Source organism: Methylotenera sp. N17, from assembly GCF_000799155.1.
Taxonomy (GTDB): domain Bacteria; phylum Pseudomonadota; class Gammaproteobacteria; order Burkholderiales; family Methylophilaceae; genus Methylophilus.
Window position 1 is genome coordinate 2,557,922 of the sequence record NZ_JUGE01000001.1, and the last position, 22,726, is coordinate 2,580,647.

Genomic DNA, 22,726 nt, shown 5'->3' on the forward strand with positions numbered 1-22,726 from the left:
AAGCATATTGCTTGGCTTTTTTATTGGCTGTGATGAGTGGTAAAGAGCATATGAAAAAACTAGTGTTGGTGATTTTTTTGGTCTTGTTGGCCTGTGCGGAAAAGCATCCGCCGCAACCTGCAATAGCGCAGGGGGCAACGGTATTGATTCTGGGCGATAGCTTGAGCTATGGCACAGGGGCAAAGCCAGAAGAGGCTTATCCTGAACTATTGGAAAAAGCCACTGGCTGGCATATTGTAAATGCGGGTATTCCTGGTGATACCACCAGTGGCGGCTTACAACGTTTGCCTAACCTGCTGGAGGAGCATCAGCCTAAACTGCTCCTGATTGAATTAGGGGGAAATGATTTATTGCGTCAGGTGCCGACTAAGCAAGTAGAGGAAAACTTGAAATCTATCATCGCACAGGCCAAAACGCAGGGTGTGCAAATTGCGTTGGTGGCGATTCCCGAAATCAGTCCGTTGATGGCGGCGGTGGGCAATTTGTCAGACCATCCGCTCTATGCGCGTGTGGCGGAAGAAACCAAGGTGCCTTTAATCACGGACATCTTTTCAGATGTACTGTCCAAGCGTGATCTCAAGGCAGATCAGATACATCCGAATGCACAAGGCTATGTGGAGGTGGCTAAGGCTATGCAAGAAACATTAAAGGCGCTTGGGTTTGTCCGAGCGCCTTAATTAAGTGAATAGGAAGTTGATTGGCTAGCGTTTGTTAATGGGCACAAACTCACGTCTGTGGTCGCCGGTATATAGCTGTCTTGGCCGACCGATTTTGTGTTCCGGGTCTGCGTTCATCTCGCTCCATTGCGCAATCCAGCCTGCGGTACGCGCTAAGGCAAAAATGGCGGTGAACATGCTATTAGGAATGCCCATTGCACGCATGACGATGCCGCTGTAAAAATCTACGTTTGGATACAGTTTGCGTGAAACGAAATAGTCATCCTCCAGCGCAATGCGCTCCAACTCCATCGCCAGTTTAAACATTGGGTCATCATGCAGACCTAATTCGTTTAGCACCTCATGGCAGGTTTTACGCATGATGGCTGCGCGCGGATCCATATTGCGATAGACGCGATGGCCAAAGCCCATGAGACGGAAGCTGTCGGTTTTATCTTTTGCACGTTTGATAAACTCACCAATACGGCTAACATCACCCATCTCCTCTAGCATTTTAAGCGTGGCTTCGTTAGCGCCGCCGTGGGCTGGCCCCCATAGCGATGCAATGCCGGCGGAGATGCTGGCAAACGGGTTGGCACCGCTAGAGCCTACCAAGCGCACTGTACTGGTAGAAGCGTTTTGCTCGTGGTCGGCATGTAAGATCAGGATTTTCTCAAATGCTTTGGCCAATACTGGGTTGGGCTCGTATTCTTCACACGGCGTTGCAAACATCATATGCATAAAGTTTTCTGCATAATTGAGTTTGTTTTTTGGGTACATAAACGGTTGACCCAAGTTGTACTTATAACTCCAAGCAGCAATGGTCGGTACCTTGGCCAATAAACGGTAGGCTGAAATTTCGCGATGCTGCGGGTTATATACATCCATTGCATCAAAATAGAACGCTGACATAGAACCGACCACGCCGATCATGACTGCCATAGGGTGTGCGTCGCGCCTGAACCCGCGGAACACATTGCTTAGCTGGTCGTGCAGCATGGTGTGCGTGCCAATCAGTTTGGTGAACTCTTCCCTTTGTGCGGCATTGGGTAACTCACCATGCATCAGCAGATAAGAGACTTCTAGAAAATCACAGTGCTCAGCCAATTGCTCAATCGGGTAACCGCGGTAGTAGAGCAGGCCTTGCTCGCCATCAATAAACGTAATATTGGATTGGCAGGCGGCTGTAGACATAAAGCCAGGGTCGTAGGTAAATACGCCATGCTTGCCTAGCGAGCGAATATCAATGACGTCATTGCCCAAAGTGCCAGACAGCACGGGTAATTCAATCGGGCTGCTTTGGTTGTCAAATGTGATGGTTGCTTTGGTAGGTTTTGTTGCCATAAGTGACTCTTTATTAACGTTTATGATCAATTATACGCAATCGAAAGCTGAAATGTTGATAGAACCGGGCACAAATACCACTGCAAGGCAAAAACTGGCAAATTTATTGCACAATTAAAGTGCGCACTGTTGGTGCATAAGCTCAGGCTGGGTAAATTGCACCCAATACTCTCGGGCCTTTGGCGCCGGTCACGCTAGGCAAGTTACCGGCTTGACCAGTCATGGTTTGTTGCGCTAACCATGCAAAGGCGGCGGCTTCAACCCAATCCACGCCAACATGGAGTGTATCTGTTGTATGCACTGGTGTGTGTTTGAACAAGCCACGTAATGTGTCGACCAGCAAAGTGTTGCGTGCACCACCACCGCACAGATAAATTTCCTCGGTTTGGCTGCAGTGGTCTTGAATCGCTTGGTAAATCGTATGTGCGGTGAACGCAAGCAGGGTGCGTGCAACGTCTTGAGGTGCGTACTGCTCATTGCCCAATTGCGTAGCTAGCCACGCATCGTTGAATAAATCGCGACCGGTGCTTTTTGGTGGCGGTGCTGTAAAGTAAGGGTCGTTCAATAAGGCAGACAGCAGGGCAGGAAGTACTGTCCCAGTTGCGGCCCAAGCACCATCCGCATCATAATTTCTCTGTAGGTGTTGTTTAATCCAAGCATCCATCAGCATATTGCCTGGGCCAGAATCAAAGCCCAATATTTGGGAGTCTTTGGCATTTGCTTTGGGCAGATACGTAATATTGGCAATGCCCCCAATATTCACCAGTGCCCGATTGTAATCAGCATGGCTAAAAATGGCTTGGTGGAACGCGGGCACCAATGGTGCACCTTGACCGCCCGCCGCAATGTCGCGGCTTCTAAAATCCGCAACCACTGTAATATGGGTGAGCTCCGCCAACAATGCGGCATTGCCGATTTGTAATGTAAATCCCATCTTGCCATCTATCACCGGGCGATGACGGATAGTTTGCCCATGACAACCGATGGCGGCAATTTGATTCGGCAGAAGTTGCTGCTCAGTGAGCAACGCATTCACTGCTTGGGCGTACAAGGTAGCCAAGTCATTGGCCACCATTTGGCTGTACTCTAGCTCGTTATGGCTTGGGGTATGTAATGTTAGTAATGCCGATTTGATCTGTTCTGGATAAGCCAAAAAATGCGTGGCTAAGACCTTGAATTGCTGTGGCCGTGTATCGACTAGACAGACATCTATGCCATCTAGGCTAGTGCCAGACATAATGCCAATATATAGATTAGGTGCGTTCATAGGACTCAATTAATGCGTTAGCTGGGGTGCAGGATAAGCTGCCAGTTGCGCGCGCTGTTTTAATAATGCCAGTTTGGCCATTAATTGTATGCTCTGTGCGTGAAATGCGGTTTTAAAATTTCCATCCATCGGCGTGCTGGTCGGCAAGGTAATTTTCATTGGGTCGCGATGGCTGCCATTCACCAAAAACTCATAATGCAAATGTGGGCCAGTCGCCATGCCGGTCATGCCTACGTAGCCAATAATATCACCTTGATTTACGGCATCCCCTTTGCGAATGGCGTCTGAAAAGCGCGATAAATGGCCATATACTGTACTCACGCCATTGGGGTGGCTCAGAACCACTACATTGCCATAACCGCCTTTTCTACCCATAAAAGCCACTACGCCATCACCTGCTGCTTTAACGCGGGTGCCGGTTGGCGCGGCCATGTCAACGCCTTGGTGCGCGCGGATGCGTTGTAATATTGGATGGTAACGCCCTGCGCTGAATGAGGAGCTGATGCGCGTATATTCTAACGGGGAGCGTAAAAATGTTTTGTGCAGACTTTTGCCTTCCGGTGTGTAATAAGCGTATTTGCCGGAGGCGTCACCGTAATGAATGGCTTGATAGGTCTGGCCATTGTTGACAAACTCCACTGCCAACACGTTGCCGGTTTTCATCATTTCGCCGGCATTGTAAAACGCTTCGTAAATCACATGAAAGCGGTCACCCGGACGCAGATCCTGATAAAAGTCGATTTCGGAAGAGAGAATGTCTGCAATTTGAATGGCAATCTGATCTGGAATACCTGCGTCGTCCGTCGCGCCAAATAAAGTGTCTCGAATCACCGCAGATTTTAATACCTGTTGGCTTTCCAGCAATAGTTTTTTAGTGGCAATCACATAGCCGGTGTTGGTCAGGCCAGCGACCAAGATATTTTCCTCATCTAATTCATACTCTAGATAGAGCAATTTCCCCAGTATATTCGACTTGATTTCCACAATGTGCCCGGGTAGCAGTTGTGTATTCAACGCATGTGCATCTGGGCTGAGTAACAGAAATTTAATGGCCTCATCATCGCGGATATTCATGCGTCTCAGCAATGTTTGCAGCGTGTCATCTTGCCGCACTTGCTCTAATTGCCAGAACGACTCATTGGTATCCAACGTTGGGCTGGGCAAAGGCAGGCTTACTTCTTCTGTAATGGTTTTGAGCGTAAGGGCTTGTGTTTCTGCCTGAGGGGCTGCATTGAAGGCCATACATAAAACAATGGCTAACACTGCGCTGATTGCAATCAGCCATTGAAGCTTGGTTTTGTGGCGTGAAAATTTGCGTTTAGAAAACATAATGTTTGCGTTAAAATGTGGGCGATGCTTTGTGCAATATCCATTGAATCAACAGATAAACACGTCAAATGATTAGGCGTAGAAAAGCATACTAACAGAAAAAAATGATTATTAAAAAATCAAGGTATGCAAGCTCACATCAACCTGAATATATCGGAATCCGCAGTGAATATAGACATAAATCAAACCTTAGCGATCATCAAACGTGGTGCTGATGAGTTGCTGATTGAGCAAGAGCTGATCGAAAAGTTAAAGGCTGGCAAACCCCTCAGGATAAAGGCTGGCTTTGATCCCACTGCACCGGATTTGCATTTGGGTCACACGGTATTATTGAGCAAACTCAGACAGTTTCAAGATCTAGGGCATCAGGTGTTGTTCCTGATTGGCGATTTTACCGGCATGATTGGTGACCCGACTGGCAAAAGTGCAACGCGTCCACCACTCACTAAAGAGCAGGTGGCGGAAAACGCACAATCTTATGCTGAGCAAGTATTCAAGATTTTAGATAAAGATAAAACGGAAATCGTATTTAACTCCGCCTGGCTAAATGATCTGGGCGCGGCGGGTATGTTGAAGTTGGCGGCCAGTCTCACCGTCGCACGCATGCTTGAGCGTGATGATTTCAGTAAGCGTTTTAAAAGCAATCAGCCGATTGCTATCCATGAGTTTATGTATCCTTTATTGCAAGGTTACGATTCAGTCGCGCTGAAAGCGGATGTGGAATTGGGTGGTACCGATCAGAAATTTAACTTGCTGATGGGGCGTGAGCTGCAGAAACAAGCAGGTCTTAGCCAGCAGTGTGTGTTGACCATGCCATTGTTAGAAGGCTTGGATGGCGTGAATAAGATGTCCAAGTCACTAGGTAACTATATTGGTGTGGCCGAGGCGCCTGAAATCATCTTTGCCAAACTCATGTCGGTTTCTGATGTCTTGATGTGGCGTTATATAGAATTGCTGTCGTTTGAATCGCTAGAGACAATTGCGCAATGGAAAGCGCAGGTGGCCGCTGGCGAAAATCCACGCAATATTAAAGTACGTTTTGCGCAGGAAATTGTCACGCGTTTTCATAGTCGAGCGGATGCTGAAAAAGCGTTGGAAGATTTCCAAACACGCGCAAAAGGCGGGGTTCCCGATGAAGTGCCGGAAGTGCGTGTTGATCTGGATGGTGCCAGCGTGGGGATTGCGCAATTGCTAAAAATGGCAGGGTTGGTAGAGAGTACCAGCGAGGCGATACGTGCGATTCAGCAGGGCGGTGTCAAATTAGATAGTGAGAAGGTCACAGATAAGAACTTGCAGATTCAAAAAAACACAACAGTCATTGCGCAGGTAGGTAAGCGTAAGTTTGCAAAAATCGAACTACGTTAATGTGTTAGCTTCATGTACAGTATGACTGGTCATCAGTCATACAATGTAATCAAACGATAGGCATACAGTTTTGCTTTAAGGAAAAGAGATGAGACGTAAAATCGTAGTGGCCAATCGCAAAATGAATGGCAGCTTACCGTCCAATCAAGCTTTTTTAGAAACACTGTTGACCGAAACCCGCGACTTTCAACGCGCAGATTATGTGGTGTGTATGCCACATCCCTATTTATTCCAAGCACAGTCCATGCTTCAAGATAGCCATATCCAGTGGGGTGGCCAAAATATGAGCCGCTACTTATCTGGTGCCTACACCGGCTCAGTTTCACCCACCATGCTGACCGAATTCGGATGTACTTACGTCATTATCGGACACTCGGAACGCCGCCAACGTGGGCATGATACTGATTTATCTACAGGCGAACGTTTTGAAGCTGCGGTGCAGTGCGGCCTAACCCCTATCTTTTGTATGGGTGAGACTTTAGAAGAGTACGAGGATGGCACTACGGACATCGTGACCATTCGCCAGCTCAATGCAGTCATTCATGAAATCGGTATCCAAGGGCTAGCTGGTGGTGTGTTGGCGTATGAACCGGTATGGGCCATCGGCACCGGGCGTGCAGCCACGCCGGAACATGCGCAAAATGTATTGGGTTTCCTGCGCGGGCATATCGAAATTCTCAATCCGGAAATCGCGCAAAACATACGCATACTATATGGCGGTAGTGTGAACAGCACCAATGCCGCAAAATTATTCGCCATGCCAGACATAGATGGCGCCTTGGTGGGCGGGGCTTCACTTAATACCGAAGAGTTTGTTGGCATTTGCCTAGCAGCCGATAGCGCATCCTCTGCTATCTAATATCTGTAAAGCATGTTCTTCATCTTGTTTACAGACGCACTAATTAAACCTCTATTAATTTAGATATCTGTCAGCTCTATATTCAATTTGTAATTAAATTGTAAAAACTTCGATTAGTGCTTGACCAAAAATCTAGCCTCTGTAAAATGCGCGCCTTCGCTAGCAAAATACCGCAGTGAAGCGCAGCAGGTGGTTGGAAAATGTATCGTATTTATATTAATTTAAAAAAATTCAAAATTAGTATTGACGATAATTAAAAGCCCTGTAGAATGCGCGGCTCGTTAGCAAAACATCGCAGCGATAAGTAGTAAAATTGTGTTGCAAGAAATACCGTTTATATTAATTTAAAATTGTTTGAAAATTAGTATTGACGCCGCTGAAAAGCTCTGTATAATGCGCACCTCGTTAACGCAAAGCGCTAACGAAAAGCTGAAAAGCAAACTGTTCTTTAACAATCTGAATGACTGATAAGTGTGGGTGTTTGTGGTGATGGGTTAAGAGACTGCGGTTTCTTAGAGACTCAGAATATAAACGCTTACACTTAAATTTAAGACAAGTATGTACAGGTTACTTTAAGTAGTAACACATACCTTGAAATGAATTTGAGAAATAAAGCAAAGCGAAATAACCACCTCGTAAGAGGTAAACAAGTAATAGTCAGAAATTAAACTGAAGAGTTTGATCCTGGCTCAGATTGAACGCTGGCGGAATGCTTTACACATGCAAGTCGAACGGCAGCACGGGAGCTTGCTCCTGGTGGCGAGTGGCGAACGGGTGAGTAATATATCGGAACGTATCCAATAATGGGGGATAACTAGTCGAAAGATTAGCTAATACCGCATACGCCCTGAGGGGGAAAGCTGGGGATCTTCGGACCTAGCGTTAATGGAGCGGCCGATATCTGATTAGCTAGTAGGTGAGGTAAAGGCTCACCTAGGCTTCGATCAGTAGCTGGTCTGAGAGGACGACCAGCCACACTGGAACTGAGACACGGTCCAGACTCCTACGGGAGGCAGCAGTGGGGAATTTTGGACAATGGGCGCAAGCCTGATCCAGCCATTCCGCGTGAGTGAAGAAGGCCTTCGGGTTGTAAAGCTCTTTCGCAAGGGAAGAAAACTTAGTCTCTAACATAGACTGAGGCTGACGGTACCTTGATAAGAAGCACCGGCTAACTACGTGCCAGCAGCCGCGGTAATACGTAGGGTGCGAGCGTTAATCGGAATTACTGGGCGTAAAGCGTGCGCAGGCGGCCTGATAAGTCAGATGTGAAATCCCCGAGCTCAACTTGGGAACTGCGTTTGAAACTATCAAGCTAGAATATGTCAGAGGGGGGTAGAATTCCACGTGTAGCAGTGAAATGCGTAGAGATGTGGAGGAATACCAATGGCGAAGGCAGCCCCCTGGGATAATATTGACGCTCATGCACGAAAGCGTGGGGAGCAAACAGGATTAGATACCCTGGTAGTCCACGCCCTAAACGATGTCTACTAGTTGTTGGTGGAGTAAAATCCATGAGTAACGCAGCTAACGCGTGAAGTAGACCGCCTGGGGAGTACGGTCGCAAGATTAAAACTCAAAGGAATTGACGGGGGCCCGCACAAGCGGTGGATTATGTGGATTAATTCGATGCAACGCGAAAAACCTTACCTGGCCTTGACATGCCACTAACGAAGCAGAGATGCATTAGGTGCTCGAAAGAGAAAGTGGACACAGGTGCTGCATGGCTGTCGTCAGCTCGTGTCGTGAGATGTTGGGTTAAGTCCCGCAACGAGCGCAACCCTTGCCAATAATTGCCATCATTTAGTTGGGCACTTTATTGGGACTGCCGGTGACAAACCGGAGGAAGGTGGGGATGACGTCAAGTCCTCATGGCCCTTATGGCCAGGGCTTCACACGTAATACAATGGTCGGTACAGAGAGTTGCCAACCCGCGAGGGGGAGCCAATCTCAGAAAGCCGATCGTAGTCCGGATTGCAGGCTGCAACTCGCCTGCATGAAGTCGGAATCGCTAGTAATCGCGGATCAGCATGTCGCGGTGAATACGTTCCCGGGCCTTGTACACACCGCCCGTCACACCATGGGAGTGGGTTTTACCAGAAGTAGGTAGTCTAACCGCAAGGGGGACGCTTACCACGGTAGTATTCATGACTGGGGTGAAGTCGTAACAAGGTAGCCGTATCGGAAGGTGCGGCTGGATCACCTCCTTTCTAGAGCAAAACCTTTTGCTGCAAGCATTCACTCTTATCAGTCATTCAACAGTAGTACAACAAAGATTGGCCACAGGTAATATTAGAAACTACCTTATTGGGTCTGTAGCTCAGCTGGTTAGAGCACCGTCTTGATAAGGCGGGGGTCGTTGGTTCGAGCCCAACCAGACCCACCAGATTCACCTCGTAATATATGGGGGATTAGCTCAGCTGGGAGAGCACCTGCTTTGCAAGCAGGGGGTCGTCGGTTCGATCCCGTCATCCTCCACCAAGCTTTGTTGAGTAGAAATTAGAAGCAAGTATTGCTTAAGGATTGATTTAAACAATACTTGCTTCTAGTTTTTAACTAGACTGTTCTTTAACAAAATGGAAGAAGTAAAGAGAATGCACATTGTGTGATGACAATGTTGTATTCAAATGGGCAATATTATTTTTTAACCGGAGTAATATTGACTGATTGCAAAATCGAACATTTTGCTTGGCATGAGTTTCTGGAATGAAAGTTCTTGAAATAAATGTAAGTGAAATAAAAACCATCTTAATTTGTACAACCTTGCAGATTAAGAAAAGTTGCTTTAGAAAAACTATAACGCATGTCTCATGCATGATGAAATCTGGATTTAAAAAGGGTTTAGGTTTTAACGTTATAGGATCAAGTGAATAAGTGCATATGGTGGATGCCTTGGCGATTACAGGCGATGAAGGACGTGATAGCCTGCGTAAAGGTTCGGGGAGCTGGCAAATAAGCTTTGATCCGGACATATCCGAATGGGGAAACCCACCCGCAAGGGTAACCGCTCCTGAATATATAGGGAGATGGTGGCGAACCGAGTGAACTGAAACATCTAAGTAGCTCGAGGAAAAGAAATCAACCGAGATTCCGTAAGTAGTGGCGAGCGAACATGGAACAGCCTGTTATTTTTAGCACATGCGATAGTAGAACGGAATGGAAAGTCCGGCCATAGAGGGTGATAGCCCCTTATACGAAATCCCGTGTGTGGAACTAGGGTAACGACAAGTAGGGCGGGGCACGAGAAACCTTGTCTGAACATGGGGGGACCATCCTCCAAGGCTAAATACTCGTAATCGACCGATAGTGAACCAGTACCGTGAGGGAAAGGCGAAAAGAACCCCGGGAGGGGAGTGAAATAGATCCTGAAACCGTATGCATACAAACAGTGGGAGCCTCGTAAGGGGTGACTGCGTACCTTTTGTATAATGGGTCAGCGACTTACATTCAGTAGCAAGCTTAACCGATAGGGGAGGCGTAGCGAAAGCGAGTCCGAATAGGGCGTCTAGTTGCTGGGTGTAGACCCGAAACCAAGTGATCTATCCATGGCCAGGATGAAGGTGCCGTAACAGGTACTGGAGGTCCGAACCCACAAATGTTGAAAAATTTGGGGATGAGCTGTGGATAGGGGTGAAAGGCTAAACAAACTTGGAAATAGCTGGTTCTCTCCGAAAACTATTTAGGTAGTGCCTCGTATATCATTCTCGGGGGTAGAGCACTGTTATGGCTAGGGGGTTCATAAGAACTTACCAAACCATTGCAAACTCCGAATACTGAGAAATGCAATTACGGGAGACAGACCATGGGTGCTAACGTCCGTGGTCAAGAGGGAAACAACCCAGACCGACAGCTAAGGTCCCAAATGACGTGCTAAGTGGAAAACGAAGTGGGAAGGCATAGACAGCCAGGATGTTGGCTTAGAAGCAGCCATCATTTAAAGAAAGCGTAATAGCTCACTGGTCGAGTCGTCCTGCGCGGAAGATGTAACGGGGCTAAGCACGTAACCGAAGCTTCGGATACTAGTTTACTAGTATGGTAGGAGAGCGTTCTGTAGGCCTGCGAAGGTGTTCTGTGAGGAATGCTGGAGGTATCAGAAGTGCGAATGCTGACATGAGTAGCGATAAAGGGAGTGAAAAGCTCCCTCGCCGAAAGCCCAAGGTTTCCTGCGCAACGTTCATCGGCGCAGGGTGAGTCGGCCCCTAAGGTGAGGCAGAGATGCGTAGCTGATGGGAAACAGGTTAATATTCCTGTACCTCTATACAATGCGATGTGGGGACGGAGAAGGTTAGGTCAGCCGGGTGTTGGATGTCCCGGTTCAAGCGTGTAGACAGATTCTTTAGGCAAATCCGGAGAGTCAATGTCAAGGCGTGATAACGAGTCTACTTGTAGACGAAGTGATTGATACCATGCTTCCAAGAAAAGCCACTAAGCTTCAGTTGTATAAGACCGTACCGCAAACCGACACAGGTGGGCAGGATGAGAATTCTAAGGCGCTTGAGAGAACCCGGGAGAAGGAACTCGGCAAATTAGCACCGTAACTTCGGGAGAAGGTGCGCCTCGGTAATGTGTAGAGATTTACTCTCGAAGCATGATGAGGTTGCAGTGAAAAGGTGGCTGCGACTGTTTAATAAAAACACAGCACTCTGCAAACACGAAAGTGGACGTATAGGGTGTGACGCCTGCCCGGTGCTGGAAGATTAAATGATGGGGTGCAAGCTCTTGATTGAAGTCCCAGTAAACGGCGGCCGTAACTATAACGGTCCTAAGGTAGCGAAATTCCTTGTCGGGTAAGTTCCGACCCGCACGAATGGCGTAACGATGGCCACACTGTCTCCTCTCGGGACTCAGCGAAGTTGAAATGTTTGTGAAGATGCAATCTACCCGCGGCTAGACGGAAAGACCCCATGAACCTTTACTGTAGCTTTACATTGGACTTTGACAAGATTTGTGTAGGATAGGTGGGAGACGTTGAAGCGGAGTCGCTAGATTTCGTGGAGTCAACCTTGAAATACCACCCTGATGTTGTTGAGGTTCTAACCTAGGTCCATAATCTGGACTGGGGACCGTGTATGGTGGGCAGTTTGACTGGGGCGGTCTCCTCCCAAAGAGTAACGGAGGAGTGCGAAGGTAACCTAGGTACGGTCGGAAATCGTACTGATAGTGCAATGGCATAAGGTTGCTTGACTGCGAGACGGACAGGTCGAGCAGGTGCGAAAGCAGGTCATAGTGATCCGGTGGTTCTGTATGGAAGGGCCATCGCTCAACGGATAAAAGGTACTCTGGGGATAACAGGCTGATTCCTCCCAAGAGTTCATATCGACGGGGGAGTTTGGCACCTCGATGTCGGCTCATCACATCCTGGGGCTGTAGCCGGTCCCAAGGGTATGGCTGTTCGCCATTTAAAGTGGTACGTGAGCTGGGTTTAAAACGTCGTGAGACAGTTTGGTCCCTATCTGCCGTGGGCGCTGCAAGTTTGAGGGGACCTGCTCCTAGTACGAGAGGACCGGAGTGGACACACCGCTGGTGGACCAGTTATCATGCCAATGGTATCGCTGGGTAGCTAAGTGTGGAAGAGATAAACGCTGAAAGCATCTAAGCGTGAAACTCGCCTCAAGATGAGACTTGCCGGGGGTTTAACCCCCCTAAAGGGTCGTTCGAGACCAGGACGTTGATAGGTCAGGTGTGGAAGCGCAGTAATGCGTTAAGCTAACTGATACTAATTGCCCGTGAGGCTTGATCCTATAACCTTAAGACTTGACCAAAAAGTTAAGATTAACGGTTTGTTTTAAAGCACGATATGTAATCACCCCATTTAAATTCTTTACTTCTTCCAATTTGTTAAAGACGCCTCATGAAAATGAGACGGCAACACAGCATTTCTGCTGATGAAAACTCGTAAGAGTCAAAACATCAGTGATACCAGTTATGCTTGGCGGCCATAGCGGTTTGGAACCACCCCTTCCCATCTCGAACAGGGCCGTGAAACGAACCAGCGCCAATGATAGTATGCTCTTCGCATGCGAAAGTAGGTCACCGCCAAGCTATTTATATTGAGTTACTTAAGCTATATTAGCTTTAAGTAACTCTCAATAAAGCCCTCTTGTGAGGGCTTTATTCGTTTTAGCTACCGTTAATACATGCGATGGAAAGCATTCCAATTGCTTGAATTAATTGGTATAATATGGCAATAATTTGAATGGGCTTTGTGCCCATTTTTTGTTTCTGCTCGTTGCGTAGTAGTACAAATGACAGCTGGAGTAATGATTGATGCAAGACTTGCAAACTTTGATTGAGAAAACAGTGAATCAACTTGGCTTTGAGTTGGTTGATTTGGAAATGTCAAACAGAGGTAAATTGCTGCGGGTGTTCATTGATAAGTTGAACCCAAAAGACAATAAAGACAGCGTGAATATTGACGATTGTGTACTGGTCAGTAATCAGTTGGGCAATGTACTTACCGTTGAGCATGATATTGATTACGATAGGCTGGAAATTTCTTCTGCAGGACTAGACCGTGTGTTGAAGAAGTTAAACGATTTTGTACGATTTACAGGCGAGCGTGTGCAAATTAAGTTGCGCATGGGCGTCAAGGATATGGGGCCTAAAGCCACGGATACGACCTTGCCACGCAAAACATTTTTGGGCATTTTGCGCGGTACAGAAGATGAGTCTGTGCTGTTGGAGTTTGAGGGGCACGTTTACAAGTTGGCTTTAAGTAATATTGATAAAGCCAGATTAAGTCCGGTGTTTGATTAAGTAAGCTTTTGCTTTGAAGCATTTAAGTATAATTTGAGTTGGAGATTGCAATGAGTCGTGAAATTTTATTATTAGTAGACGCCTTAGCTCACGAGAAAAATGTGAGTAAAGAGGTGATTTTTACTGCTTTGGAACTCGCATTAGCCTCTGCAACGAAAAAAAATCACGAAGAGAACGCGGATATTTGTGTGACCATCGATCGTGAAACTGGCGATTATGAGACCTTTAGACGTTGGCAATATGTCGAGTACGACTTATTAGAGAATTCAGCCTATCAATTTGATGAGGAAGATGAGCGCGCCAAAGATCGCAATATTGGCGATTACGTGCAGGTACCGTTAGAGTCGATTTCATTTGGACGCATTGGCGCACAAGCCGCTAAGCAAGTGATTTTACAAAAAGTGCGTGAAGCCGAACGTGAGCAAATTCTGCAAGACTTCTTAGGCCGTGGCGAGAATCTAGTCACTGGCGTTATCAAACGTATGGAAAAAGGTAATGCCATTATCGAAGTAGGCCGTATTGAATGTTTGTTGCCACGTGAGTCGATGATTCCAAAAGAGAATTTACGTGTGGGTGATCGTGTGAGAGCTTATTTGTCACGTGTTGATCGCGGTGGTCGTGGTCCACAACTGGTGTTGTCTCGCGTTGCGCCTGAGTTTTTAAAGCGTCTATTTGAATTGGAAGTGCCAGAGATTGAAGAAGGCTTGCTGGAAATTCGTTCAGCCGCGCGTGATCCTGGATTGCGTTCAAAAATTGCAGTAAAAACCAATGACCAACGTTTAGACCCTGTAGGTACTTGTGTTGGGATGCGTGGATCACGTGTGCAAGCGGTGACTTCTGAGTTGGCGGGTGAACGTGTAGATATCGTCCTGTGGAGTATGGATCCAGCACAGTTTGTCATCAACTCTTTGGCGCCAGCTGAAGTGTCCTCTATTGTGGTGGACGAAGATGTGCACAGTATGGATGTGGTGGTGGATGAAGAGCAATTAGCAGTTGCGATTGGCCGCAATGGTCAAAACGTGCGCTTGGCCTCTGAATTAACCGGCTGGACGTTGAATATTCTGACCGAAGAAGCTGCAGCTAAGAAAAATCAAGACGAATACGCCAGTGTCAGTACCTTGTTTATTGAAAAGCTGGATGTAGATGAAGAGGTGGCCGACATTTTAGTGCAAGAAGGTTTTAGCACGCTGGAAGAAATTGCTTATGTGCCATTGGCTGAGATGGCCGAAATTGATGCGTTTGATGAAGACACCATCAATGAATTGCGTTCACGTGCACGTGCAGCCTTATTGACAGAAGCAATTGCCAAAGAAGAAAAAGTGGAAGAAGCCGCAGAAGACTTATTGGCGATGGAAGGCATGGACGACAAAACGGCGCACTTGCTTGCCTCAAAAGGCGTAGCCACGATGGATGACTTAGCAGAACTCGCAGTGGATGAATTGGTTGAATTGACCGGTATGGAAGAAACCCGTGCAAAAGAACTCATCATGACAGCGCGTGCGCCTTGGTTTAAGTAATCAGGTTTAAATAATCGGCATTGCAATCAAGCATTTGATCGAATAGTAAGTGAAAAAGAATAGTTAAGAGACTGGAGCAGTAAATGGCACAATCAACCGTTGCACAATTCGCCGCAGAGTTAGGGCTGCCAACGACTCTATTATTGGAGCAGCTTAAAAGTGCGGGCGTGAATAAAACAACAGTAGAAGATCGCTTGGATGAGGCGGACAAAACTGCATTGTTGGAATATTTGCGCAAAGAACACGGTGCTGCGCAGACGCCAAAAAGTAAAATCACGCTTACACGTAAACAAAATACAGAAATTAAAAAAACAGATAGCTCAGGCCGTGCGCGCACCATTCAGGTGGAAGTGCGTAAAAAACGCGTGTTAGAGCGCCGTGAAGACGAGGATGAATTGCCAGCGATGGAAGCTGAGGTGCAGACTGAAGTGGTCGAAGTGCCAGCAGAAATCACGCCAGTGGTGGAAGTGGTTGCAGAGCCCGAGGTCATTGTACCTGTAGTGCAAGAGGCGCCTGTAGTAGAGCCTGTGGTGGTAGAGCCAGCACCAGTAAAAGTAGAGCCGGTTTCGACCACAATCAAAAAACAAGTGCTTTCTCCGGAGCAAATTGCAATCCGCGAGCAAGAGGCAAAACGTCACGCAACTTTACTCGCGTTGCAAGCCGAAGATACGCGTAAAAAACAAGAGTTGGTCCAGCGCCGCGCCGATGAAGAGGCGAAGCGATTGGCTGAAGCTGAAGCAGCGAAAGCAAAAGCAGCCAAATTAAGCGAAGGTACGCTGCATAAACCAGTTGCAAAAGAAGGCGCTAAACCTGAAGCAAAAGAAGCTAAAAAAGGTAAGGGCGGCAACAACAAAGATTGGAATGATGCAGAGAGCAAGAAGCGTGGCTTGAAAACGCGTGGTGATGTGAGTGCGAATCAGGGCTGGCGTACACCTAAGAGCAAGCATAAATCACACAAAGATGATGATCAGCATGCATTTAATGCACCAACCGAGCCTATTATCCATGAAGTGTTAGTACCAGAAACCATTTCGGTGGCAGATTTAGCGCACAAAATGGCAGTGAAAGCGGCTGAGGTAATTAAAGCCCTTATGAAGATGGGCATGATGGTCACGATCAACCAAGTACTGGACCAAGAAACGGCCATTATCGTCGTCGAAGAAATGGGTCACAAAGCACAAGCAGCGGCAGCCAATGACCCAGAAACATTCTTAGAAGAAGATGATTCAACTGAAGCGGTATTGGAAGAGCGTCCGCCAGTGGTCACTGTGATGGGTCACGTCGACCATGGTAAAACATCATTGCTGGATTATATTCGCCGTAGCCGTGTCGCTTCTGGCGAGGCCGGAGGGATTACCCAGCATATTGGCGCGTACCATGTGGAAACGCCACGTGGCATGGTCACTTTTTTGGATACGCCAGGCCATGAAGCCTTTACGGCAATGCGTGCTCGTGGTGCCAAAGCCACGGATATTGTGATTTTGGTGGTGTCTGCTGATGATGGCGTGATGCCGCAAACGATTGAAGCGATTCACCATGCCAAAGCCGGTAATGTGCCGATTGTGGTTGCGATTAATAAGGTGGATAAGCCGGAAGCACAGCCAGAGCGCGTGAAGATGGAGTTGGTCAATCACGAAGTTGTGCCAGAAGAGTTTGGTGGCGAAGTGATGTTCCGTGAAGTGTCTGCCAAAACAGGTAAGGGTATTGATGAATTGCTAGAAGCTGTGTTGCTACAGGCTGAGGTGTTGGAACTAAAAGCATCCAAAAATACACCGGCCAAAGGTTTGGTGATTGAAGGTCGCTTAGATAAAGGGCGTGGTTCTGTCACTACCGTATTGGTGCAATCAGGTATTTTACGCCGCGGCGATATGTTATTGGCTGGTAGCTCTTACGGCCGTGTACGTGCGATGTTAGACGAGACAGGTAACGAGATTAAAGAAGCAGGCCCATCGATTCCAGTCGAAATTCTGGGTTTGTCTGATGTGCCTAGCGCCGGCGAAGAGGTTATTGTATTGAACGATGAGCGTAAAGCACGCGAGATTGCGCTATTCCGTCAAGGTAAATTCCGCGATGTGAAATTGGCCAAACAGCAGGCGGCCAAGCTTGAAAATATGTTTGAGCAAATGACTGAAGGCGAAGTGCAAACGCTGAATATTATTATCAAATCGGATGTACAGGGTTCTTTCGAGGCCTTGTCTACTAGCTTGCAAAAACTCTCTACAAGCGAAGTGCGAGTGAATATCATTCACTCGGGCGTCGGTGCAATTAGCGAGTCCGATGTGAATTTGGCAGCTGCATCTAGTGCTGTATTGATTGGTTTTAACGTCCGTGCCGATGCTGGCGCACGTAAGTTGGTCGAAAATCTTGGTGTGGACGTACGTTATTACAACATTATTTACGAAGCAGTCGATGAAGTGAAAGCTGCTTTAGGTGGTATGTTGGCGCCAGAGCAAAAAGAACAAATGATTGGTACGGTAGAGATTCGTGAAGTATTCCGTATTTCTAAAGTGGGCTCTATTGCTGGCTGTTATGTGCAAGATGGTCTGGTGAAGCGTAATTCTAAAGTACGTGTATTGCGCAATAACGTGATTATTCATACTGGCGAACTGGACTCTCTCAAACGCTTTAAAGATGACGTTAAAGAAGTGAAAAATAACTTCGAGTGCGGTTTATCACTGAAAAATTTCAATGACATTGAAGTCGGCGATATCTTGGAAATTTACGAAGTCGTTGAAGTGGCGCGTACACTTTAGGATACGAATCAACAATGGCAAAAGAATTTTCAAGAGCAACCCGCGTTGCAGAACAAATGCAGCGCGAGTTGGCCGATTTGCTTCAATTTGAAGTGAAAGATCCGCGCGTTGGCATGGTGACAATCACGCAAGTGGAGGTCACTGGTGATATGGCGCATGCCAAGATTTTTTACAGTGCCGCCAAAGCGAGTGATAGTACTCAAAAAGGCCTTGAAAAATCAGCAGGGTTTCTACGTACGCAATTAGCCAAACGCATGCTGTTGCGCACAGTGCCACAATTACATTTTGTGTACGATGCCTCTATCGACAACGGCATGAAAATGGCACAACTCATTAATGAAGCGATTGCTTCGGACAATAAATCCCACTCTTAGCGCGTGCAAGCATCACCCTCTACACCTAAAAAAACGCAAGTCAAACGCATCAAGCGCCTTGTGGATGGTGTGCTCTTGTTGGATAAGCCGCTCGGCTTTTCTTCCAACCAAGCCTTACAAAAAGTGAAATGGCTGTTTCAAGCAGCAAAAGCCGGGCATACCGGCACGTTAGACCCATTGGCAACTGGCGTTTTGCCTATTTGCTTAGGTGAGGCGACTAAGTTTGCACAATACCTGACAGATGCCGATAAAACTTATGTTGCAAATGTGCAATTTGGTGCAACCACGACCACTGGCGATGCGGAAGGCGAAGTGCTATCCACACAGCCCGTCACCTTTAATCGTGCACAACTAGAGAATGCATTAAAGCAGTTTGAGGGCGAGGTTAGTCAAGTGCCTCCCATGTATTCCGCGTTAAAGCACGAAGGCAAAGCACTCTATGCCTATGCGCGCGAAGGCCTTGAAATCGAACGTCCGGCGCGCACCGTCTATATTCGTCAGATAACATTAAATAGCTATACAGAAGGCGGTAGCATTGCAGAGTTCAGCGTTACTTGTAGCAAGGGTACTTATATTCGTACCTTGGCAGAGGATATAGGAAACGTATTGGGCTGTGGTGCACATTTAATCGGCTTACGTCGCACCGCAACAGCAAGTTATGATATCCACCAAACGATTAGTCTAGAGACGCTGGAAAGTATGACGCAAGTGCAACGCGATCAGCTGCTATTGCCAGTGGATTCTGCCATTGAAAGCATTCCTAAAGTTGTGCTGAATGCAGAGGCTGCATACTACCTATTGCAAGGTCAACCGATTTGGCAATCTGGCAAAATTCCAGATGGTGATTTACGTTTGTATGATGCGCAACATCATTTTTTGGGTTTGGGTTTTTTGCAGAGTGACGGCAAGATTGCGCCCAAGCGGCTGTTACAAACCAAGCAGGTGCTTTCTAGTCAATAACACCAATAAAAACAGACATTTAATTCAATAATTGCTTGTGAAGCTAGGCAAATACATATAAAATGCGCGGTTCATCGTAAATGAATGCTTTCGCGGGGCGATGATTGAAAAAACCTGCTTCTGCATTGACGCTAACTAAAGGAAAAAAGATGGCAATTACAGCACAAGATACAGCAAAAATCGTTAAAGAATATCAACGCGCACCAAACGATACAGCAAGCCCAGAAGTACAAGTGGCTTTGCTAACAAGCCGCATTACATATTTAACAGAACATTTTAAATCTAACAAAAAAGACAATCACTCACGTCGTGGTTTGTTGGCATTGGTAAGCCAACGTCGTCGCCTGTTAGACTACTTAAAAAGCAGAGATGTAAGCCGCTATCAAACATTGATTGAGCGCTTAAGCCTCCGTAAGTAATTGTTATAGAAGTGCCTATTATTTTAAATTTTGGTTCACTTTTATAATTGATAAAAGCCGATTGCATTGTGATATGCATCGGCTTTTTTTATGGCAAACGTTCCTATCGTGTATGCCATGGGTAAAAATATCACAAAGAGTAATAACATAAAACGTAATAAAAAGTAGTGCTTGCTATTGGGTAGTGAATAGTAAGTTATTGAGATGAAAAGGAAAAATAATGTTTAATATTGTGAAAAAAAGTATTCAATACGGTGCGCATACGCTCACCCTTGAAACAGGTGAAATCTCACGTCAAGCCGATGCGGCTGTGTTGGTGAGCTATGGTGATACCGTAGTATTGGTAGCAGTAACAAGTAAGCGTGAAGTAAAAGAAGGTCAAGATTTTTTCCCATTGACTGTAGATTACATGGAAAAAACCTATGCCGCAGGCAAAATCCCAGGTGGCTTTTTCAAACGTGAAGGCCGTCCTTCAGAAAAAGAAACACTGACGAGCCGTTTAATCGATCGTCCATTGCGTCCGTTGTTTCCAGAAGCGTTCTATAACGAAGTGCAAGTCGTGGCAACTGTGTTGTCATCTGACCCAGAAATTGATGCAGATATTCCAGCCATTATCGGTGCCTCAGCTGCCATGTCTATTTCTGGCATTCCATTCTTTGGTCCTTTAGGTGCTGCACGCGTTGGTTATATTAATGATGCCTATGTGCTTAACCCAACCGCTGCGCAGTTGAAAGAAACTAAATTAGATTTAGTGGTCGCTGCAACTGAAACGGCTGTGATGATGGTGGAATCTGAAGCGCAAGAGTTATCAGAAGAAGTGATGTTGGGTGCAGTGGTCTATGGTCACGAGCAAATGCAAGCTGTAATCAAAGTGATTAACGAGCTGACTGCAGAAGCGGGTAAAGATGCTTGGGACTGGGTTGCACCAGAGCCAGATACTGCCTTGATTGAAAAAGTTGCACAATTGGCTGCTGCTGATGTGAACGCTGCGTTCCAAATCAAAGCAAAAGGTGAGCGCTCTGCTAAATTAGACGAAATTAAAAACCGTGTAATGGCTGAGTTAATTACTGAAAATACATCGACGACTGAAGCCAATAAAATTAAAGGCGAGTTCTTTAATCTAGAAGCCAAAACAGTACGTAGCCAAATTTTAAATGGCGAGCCACGTATTGATGGTCGTGATACACGTACTGTGCGTCCAATCAGTATTCGTACTGGCGTATTGCCACGTACACACGGTTCAGCATTGTTTACCCGTGGTGAAACACAAGCATTGGTGGTGGCGACATTGGGTACAGGCCGCGACGAGCAAGTGATTGACGCGTTGCAAGGCGAGTACACAGACCGCTTTATGTTGCACTACAACATGCCTCCGTACGCTACTGGTGAGACAGGTCGCGTTGGTACACCAAAACGTCGTGAAATCGGCCATGGCCGCTTAGCTAAACGTGCATTGATTGCTGCGTTGCCAGCCAAAGAAGATTTTGATTACACCATGCGTGTGGTGTCTGAGATTACAGAATCTAACGGTTCTAGCTCTATGGCGTCAGTATGTGGCGGCTGTTTGGCATTAATGGACGCTGGTGTGCCGATGAAAGCGCACGTGGCAGGTATTGCGATGGGCTTAATTAAAGAAGGCAATCGCGTTGCTGTGTTGACTGATATTTTGGGTGATGAAGATCACTTAGGCGATATGGACTTTAAAGTGGCGGGTACCGAAAATGGTGTCACGGCATTGCAAATGGACATCAAAATCACCGGCATTACTGCACAAATTATGCAAGTGGCTTTAGCGCAAGCGAAAGAAGGTCGTGCGCATATTCTCGGTTTAATGAAGCAAGCTGTGTCTGGTGCAAACACTGAGATGTCTGCATTTGCGCCACGTATTATTACCATGAAGATCAATCCGGACAAAATCCGTGACGTGATTGGTAAAGGCGGTTCAGTCATTCAAGCGCTGACTAAAGAAACCGGCACCAGCATTGATATTGAAGAAGATGGCACAATCAAGATTGCTTGTACAAGTGCTGAGCAAGGCGAAGAAGCGCAACGCCGTATTGCACAAATCACTGCCGAGGTAGAAGTAGGTCAAATCTACGAAGGCCCTGTGGTCAAAATCTTAGATTTTGGTGCAGTGGTGTCACTATTGCCAGGTAAAGATGGCTTGGTGCATATTTCACAAATCGCGCATGAACGTGTAAAAGCGGTAGGTGATTTTGTGAAAGAGGGCGATGTCGTTAAAGTGAAAGTGGTGGAAATCGATGACAAAGGTAAAGTGCGTTTAAGCATGAAAGCCTTGATCGATGCGCCAGCAAAAGAAGAAGCACCTGCTCAAGAGTAATCTTGAATATAAAAAAGCCCGCGCAAGCGGGCTTTTTTATTGGGAGTTACTTTTACTTCTGACTTATATCGTTACACGAGTTGGTCCTTGTAGACAGCAAGTTGTAAATAGTGTGCTTTTAGTGCCAACATAACCTGAAGCTTAGTCTTTGCCAAAAAAAGTAGCGATTTGCTTAGGTTATTTTTAGCTACAACATAACATGCTGCGCATGTTGGTCTTCACTGAAAGCAAGTTGCCAATTACTTGGCTACTTGCTTTTCACGCATTTCGTCTAGGGTTTTGCAATCAATGCACAATGTTGCAGTTGGACGTGCTTCTAAGCGTTTTAAGCCAATTTCTACGCCGCAACCTTCGCAGTAACCATATTCATCCGCATCAATATTGCGCAGGGTCTCATCAATTTTTTTGATTAGTTTGCGCTCACGATCACGGTTACGTAACTCTAATGCCATGTCCGATTCTTGGCTTGCGCGATCATTCGGATCTGCAAACATGGTGACTTCATCTTGCATCGTATGCACAGTTTTGTCGATATCATGGCTGAGTTCAGATTTCCAACCGTTTAAGATTTTACGGAAGTGATCTTGTTGCTTTTTGTTCATGTACTCCTCACCAGGAGCTACTTGATAAGGGGTAAAGGTTTTGTTGAGTGTTTCTGCCATGTTGTTTCCAGCGACTATATTGTCGTTAAATCACAGTTAATAAGAAAAGAGAATTGCCAACCAAATCTATAACAAAAACAAAAAATTTAATCGCGCGAGTTTACACCGAATGACACATATATGCAAA

General features: G+C 46.5%; 14 protein-coding genes, 2 tRNA genes and 3 rRNA genes. 15 read left to right on the forward strand and 4 right to left on the reverse strand.

Features of this window, described 5'->3' with window-relative positions; translation table 11 throughout:
- Positions 1 to 11: 11 nt before the first annotated feature.
- Complete coding sequence (locus tag FG11_RS12180; protein ID WP_200884581.1) at positions 12 to 677, forward strand: arylesterase; 666 nt, start codon at positions 12 to 14, stop codon at positions 675 to 677.
- Positions 678 to 701: 24 nt separating this feature from the next.
- On the opposite strand, the gene gltA is transcribed toward FG11_RS12180, so the two are convergent.
- From gltA to FG11_RS12195, 3 genes are all read right to left on the reverse strand, one after another.
- Positions 702 to 2,000 (reverse strand): citrate synthase, encoded by a 1,299-nt coding sequence (gene gltA / locus FG11_RS12185; RefSeq protein WP_020183395.1) that lies wholly within the window; start codon positions 1,998 to 2,000, stop codon positions 702 to 704.
- 142 nt (positions 2,001 to 2,142) lie between these two features.
- Complete coding sequence (locus FG11_RS12190; RefSeq protein ID WP_047535376.1) at positions 2,143 to 3,267, reverse strand: anhydro-N-acetylmuramic acid kinase; 1,125 nt, start codon at positions 3,265 to 3,267, stop codon at positions 2,143 to 2,145.
- Positions 3,268 to 3,276: 9 nt separating this feature from the next.
- Positions 3,277 to 4,596 (reverse strand): M23 family metallopeptidase, encoded by a 1,320-nt coding sequence (locus FG11_RS12195; RefSeq protein WP_047535379.1) that lies wholly within the window; start codon positions 4,594 to 4,596, stop codon positions 3,277 to 3,279.
- Between the two features lie 126 nt (positions 4,597 to 4,722).
- Between FG11_RS12195 and tyrS the strand changes: the two genes are divergently transcribed.
- The 14 genes from tyrS (at position 4,723) to pnp (ending at position 21,937) form a co-directional block, all read left to right on the forward strand.
- Positions 4,723 to 5,961 (forward strand): tyrosine--tRNA ligase, encoded by a 1,239-nt coding sequence (gene tyrS, locus FG11_RS12200; protein ID WP_052185040.1) that lies wholly within the window; start codon positions 4,723 to 4,725, stop codon positions 5,959 to 5,961.
- 88 nt (positions 5,962 to 6,049) lie between these two features.
- Entirely contained in the window at positions 6,050 to 6,820 is a 771-nt protein-coding gene (gene tpiA, locus FG11_RS12205) for a triose-phosphate isomerase (protein WP_020183400.1), read from the forward strand.
- 666 nt (positions 6,821 to 7,486) lie between these two features.
- Positions 7,487 to 9,027 (forward strand): 16S ribosomal RNA (locus FG11_RS12210).
- A gap of 99 nt (positions 9,028 to 9,126) precedes the next feature.
- Positions 9,127 to 9,203, forward strand: a tRNA-Ile gene (locus tag FG11_RS12215).
- A 19-nt stretch (positions 9,204 to 9,222) separates the two neighbouring features.
- Positions 9,223 to 9,298 (forward strand) — tRNA-Ala (locus FG11_RS12220).
- A gap of 379 nt (positions 9,299 to 9,677) precedes the next feature.
- A 23S ribosomal RNA gene (locus FG11_RS12225) occupies positions 9,678 to 12,558 on the forward strand.
- Positions 12,559 to 12,745: 187 nt separating this feature from the next.
- Positions 12,746 to 12,859, forward strand: a 5S ribosomal RNA gene (rrf, locus tag FG11_RS12230).
- The 16S, 23S and 5S rRNA genes sit together here with 2 tRNA genes alongside, the layout of an rRNA operon.
- A gap of 225 nt (positions 12,860 to 13,084) precedes the next feature.
- Complete coding sequence (gene rimP, locus FG11_RS12235; RefSeq protein WP_025223475.1) at positions 13,085 to 13,573, forward strand: ribosome maturation factor RimP; 489 nt, start codon at positions 13,085 to 13,087, stop codon at positions 13,571 to 13,573.
- Positions 13,574 to 13,623: 50 nt separating this feature from the next.
- Positions 13,624 to 15,090 carry a transcription termination factor NusA gene (gene nusA, locus FG11_RS12240; protein WP_020183403.1) on the forward strand — a complete coding sequence of 489 codons (1,467 nt, stop codon included), beginning with the start codon at positions 13,624 to 13,626 and terminating at the stop codon, positions 15,088 to 15,090.
- A gap of 83 nt (positions 15,091 to 15,173) precedes the next feature.
- Positions 15,174 to 17,843 (forward strand): translation initiation factor IF-2, encoded by a 2,670-nt coding sequence (gene infB / locus FG11_RS12245; protein WP_047535382.1) that lies wholly within the window; start codon positions 15,174 to 15,176, stop codon positions 17,841 to 17,843.
- A gap of 14 nt (positions 17,844 to 17,857) precedes the next feature.
- Positions 17,858 to 18,217: a 30S ribosome-binding factor RbfA gene (rbfA, locus tag FG11_RS12250; RefSeq protein WP_020183405.1), complete on the forward strand. Its 360-nt coding sequence runs from the start codon at positions 17,858 to 17,860 to the stop codon at positions 18,215 to 18,217.
- A 3-nt stretch (positions 18,218 to 18,220) separates the two neighbouring features.
- Positions 18,221 to 19,177 carry a tRNA pseudouridine(55) synthase TruB gene (gene truB / locus FG11_RS12255; protein WP_047535385.1) on the forward strand — a complete coding sequence of 319 codons (957 nt, stop codon included), beginning with the start codon at positions 18,221 to 18,223 and terminating at the stop codon, positions 19,175 to 19,177.
- Positions 19,178 to 19,326: 149 nt separating this feature from the next.
- Positions 19,327 to 19,596: a 30S ribosomal protein S15 gene (gene rpsO, locus FG11_RS12260; protein WP_020183407.1), complete on the forward strand. Its 270-nt coding sequence runs from the start codon at positions 19,327 to 19,329 to the stop codon at positions 19,594 to 19,596.
- Positions 19,597 to 19,816: 220 nt separating this feature from the next.
- Positions 19,817 to 21,937, forward strand: coding sequence for a polyribonucleotide nucleotidyltransferase (gene pnp / locus FG11_RS12265; RefSeq protein ID WP_020183408.1), 2,121 nt, complete (start codon positions 19,817 to 19,819; stop codon positions 21,935 to 21,937).
- 239 nt (positions 21,938 to 22,176) lie between these two features.
- On the opposite strand, the gene dksA is transcribed toward pnp, so the two are convergent.
- Positions 22,177 to 22,599, reverse strand: coding sequence for an RNA polymerase-binding protein DksA (dksA, locus tag FG11_RS12270; RefSeq protein WP_020183409.1), 423 nt, complete (start codon positions 22,597 to 22,599; stop codon positions 22,177 to 22,179).
- Positions 22,600 to 22,726: the final 127 nt, after the last annotated feature.

What these genes read in the sequence shown, in the direction of transcription:
- gltA (WP_020183395.1), bottom strand. Translation starts at nt 2,000, where the DNA reads ATGGCAACAAAACCTACCAAAGCAACCATCACATTTGACAACCAAAGC.
- FG11_RS12190 (WP_047535376.1), bottom strand. Translation starts at nt 3,267, where the DNA reads ATGAACGCACCTAATCTATATATTGGCATTATGTCTGGCACTAGCCTA.
- FG11_RS12195 (WP_047535379.1), bottom strand. Translation starts at nt 4,596, where the DNA reads ATGTTTTCTAAACGCAAATTTTCACGCCACAAAACCAAGCTTCAATGG.
- tyrS (WP_052185040.1), top strand. Translation starts at nt 4,723, where the DNA reads ATGCAAGCTCACATCAACCTGAATATATCGGAATCCGCAGTGAATATA.
- tpiA (WP_020183400.1), top strand. Translation starts at nt 6,050, where the DNA reads ATGAGACGTAAAATCGTAGTGGCCAATCGCAAAATGAATGGCAGCTTA.
- rimP (WP_025223475.1), top strand. Translation starts at nt 13,085, where the DNA reads ATGCAAGACTTGCAAACTTTGATTGAGAAAACAGTGAATCAACTTGGC.
- nusA (WP_020183403.1), top strand. Translation starts at nt 13,624, where the DNA reads ATGAGTCGTGAAATTTTATTATTAGTAGACGCCTTAGCTCACGAGAAA.
- infB (WP_047535382.1), top strand. Translation starts at nt 15,174, where the DNA reads ATGGCACAATCAACCGTTGCACAATTCGCCGCAGAGTTAGGGCTGCCA.
- rbfA (WP_020183405.1), top strand. Translation starts at nt 17,858, where the DNA reads ATGGCAAAAGAATTTTCAAGAGCAACCCGCGTTGCAGAACAAATGCAG.
- rpsO (WP_020183407.1), top strand. Translation starts at nt 19,327, where the DNA reads ATGGCAATTACAGCACAAGATACAGCAAAAATCGTTAAAGAATATCAA.
- pnp (WP_020183408.1), top strand. Translation starts at nt 19,817, where the DNA reads ATGTTTAATATTGTGAAAAAAAGTATTCAATACGGTGCGCATACGCTC.
- dksA (WP_020183409.1), bottom strand. Translation starts at nt 22,599, where the DNA reads ATGGCAGAAACACTCAACAAAACCTTTACCCCTTATCAAGTAGCTCCT.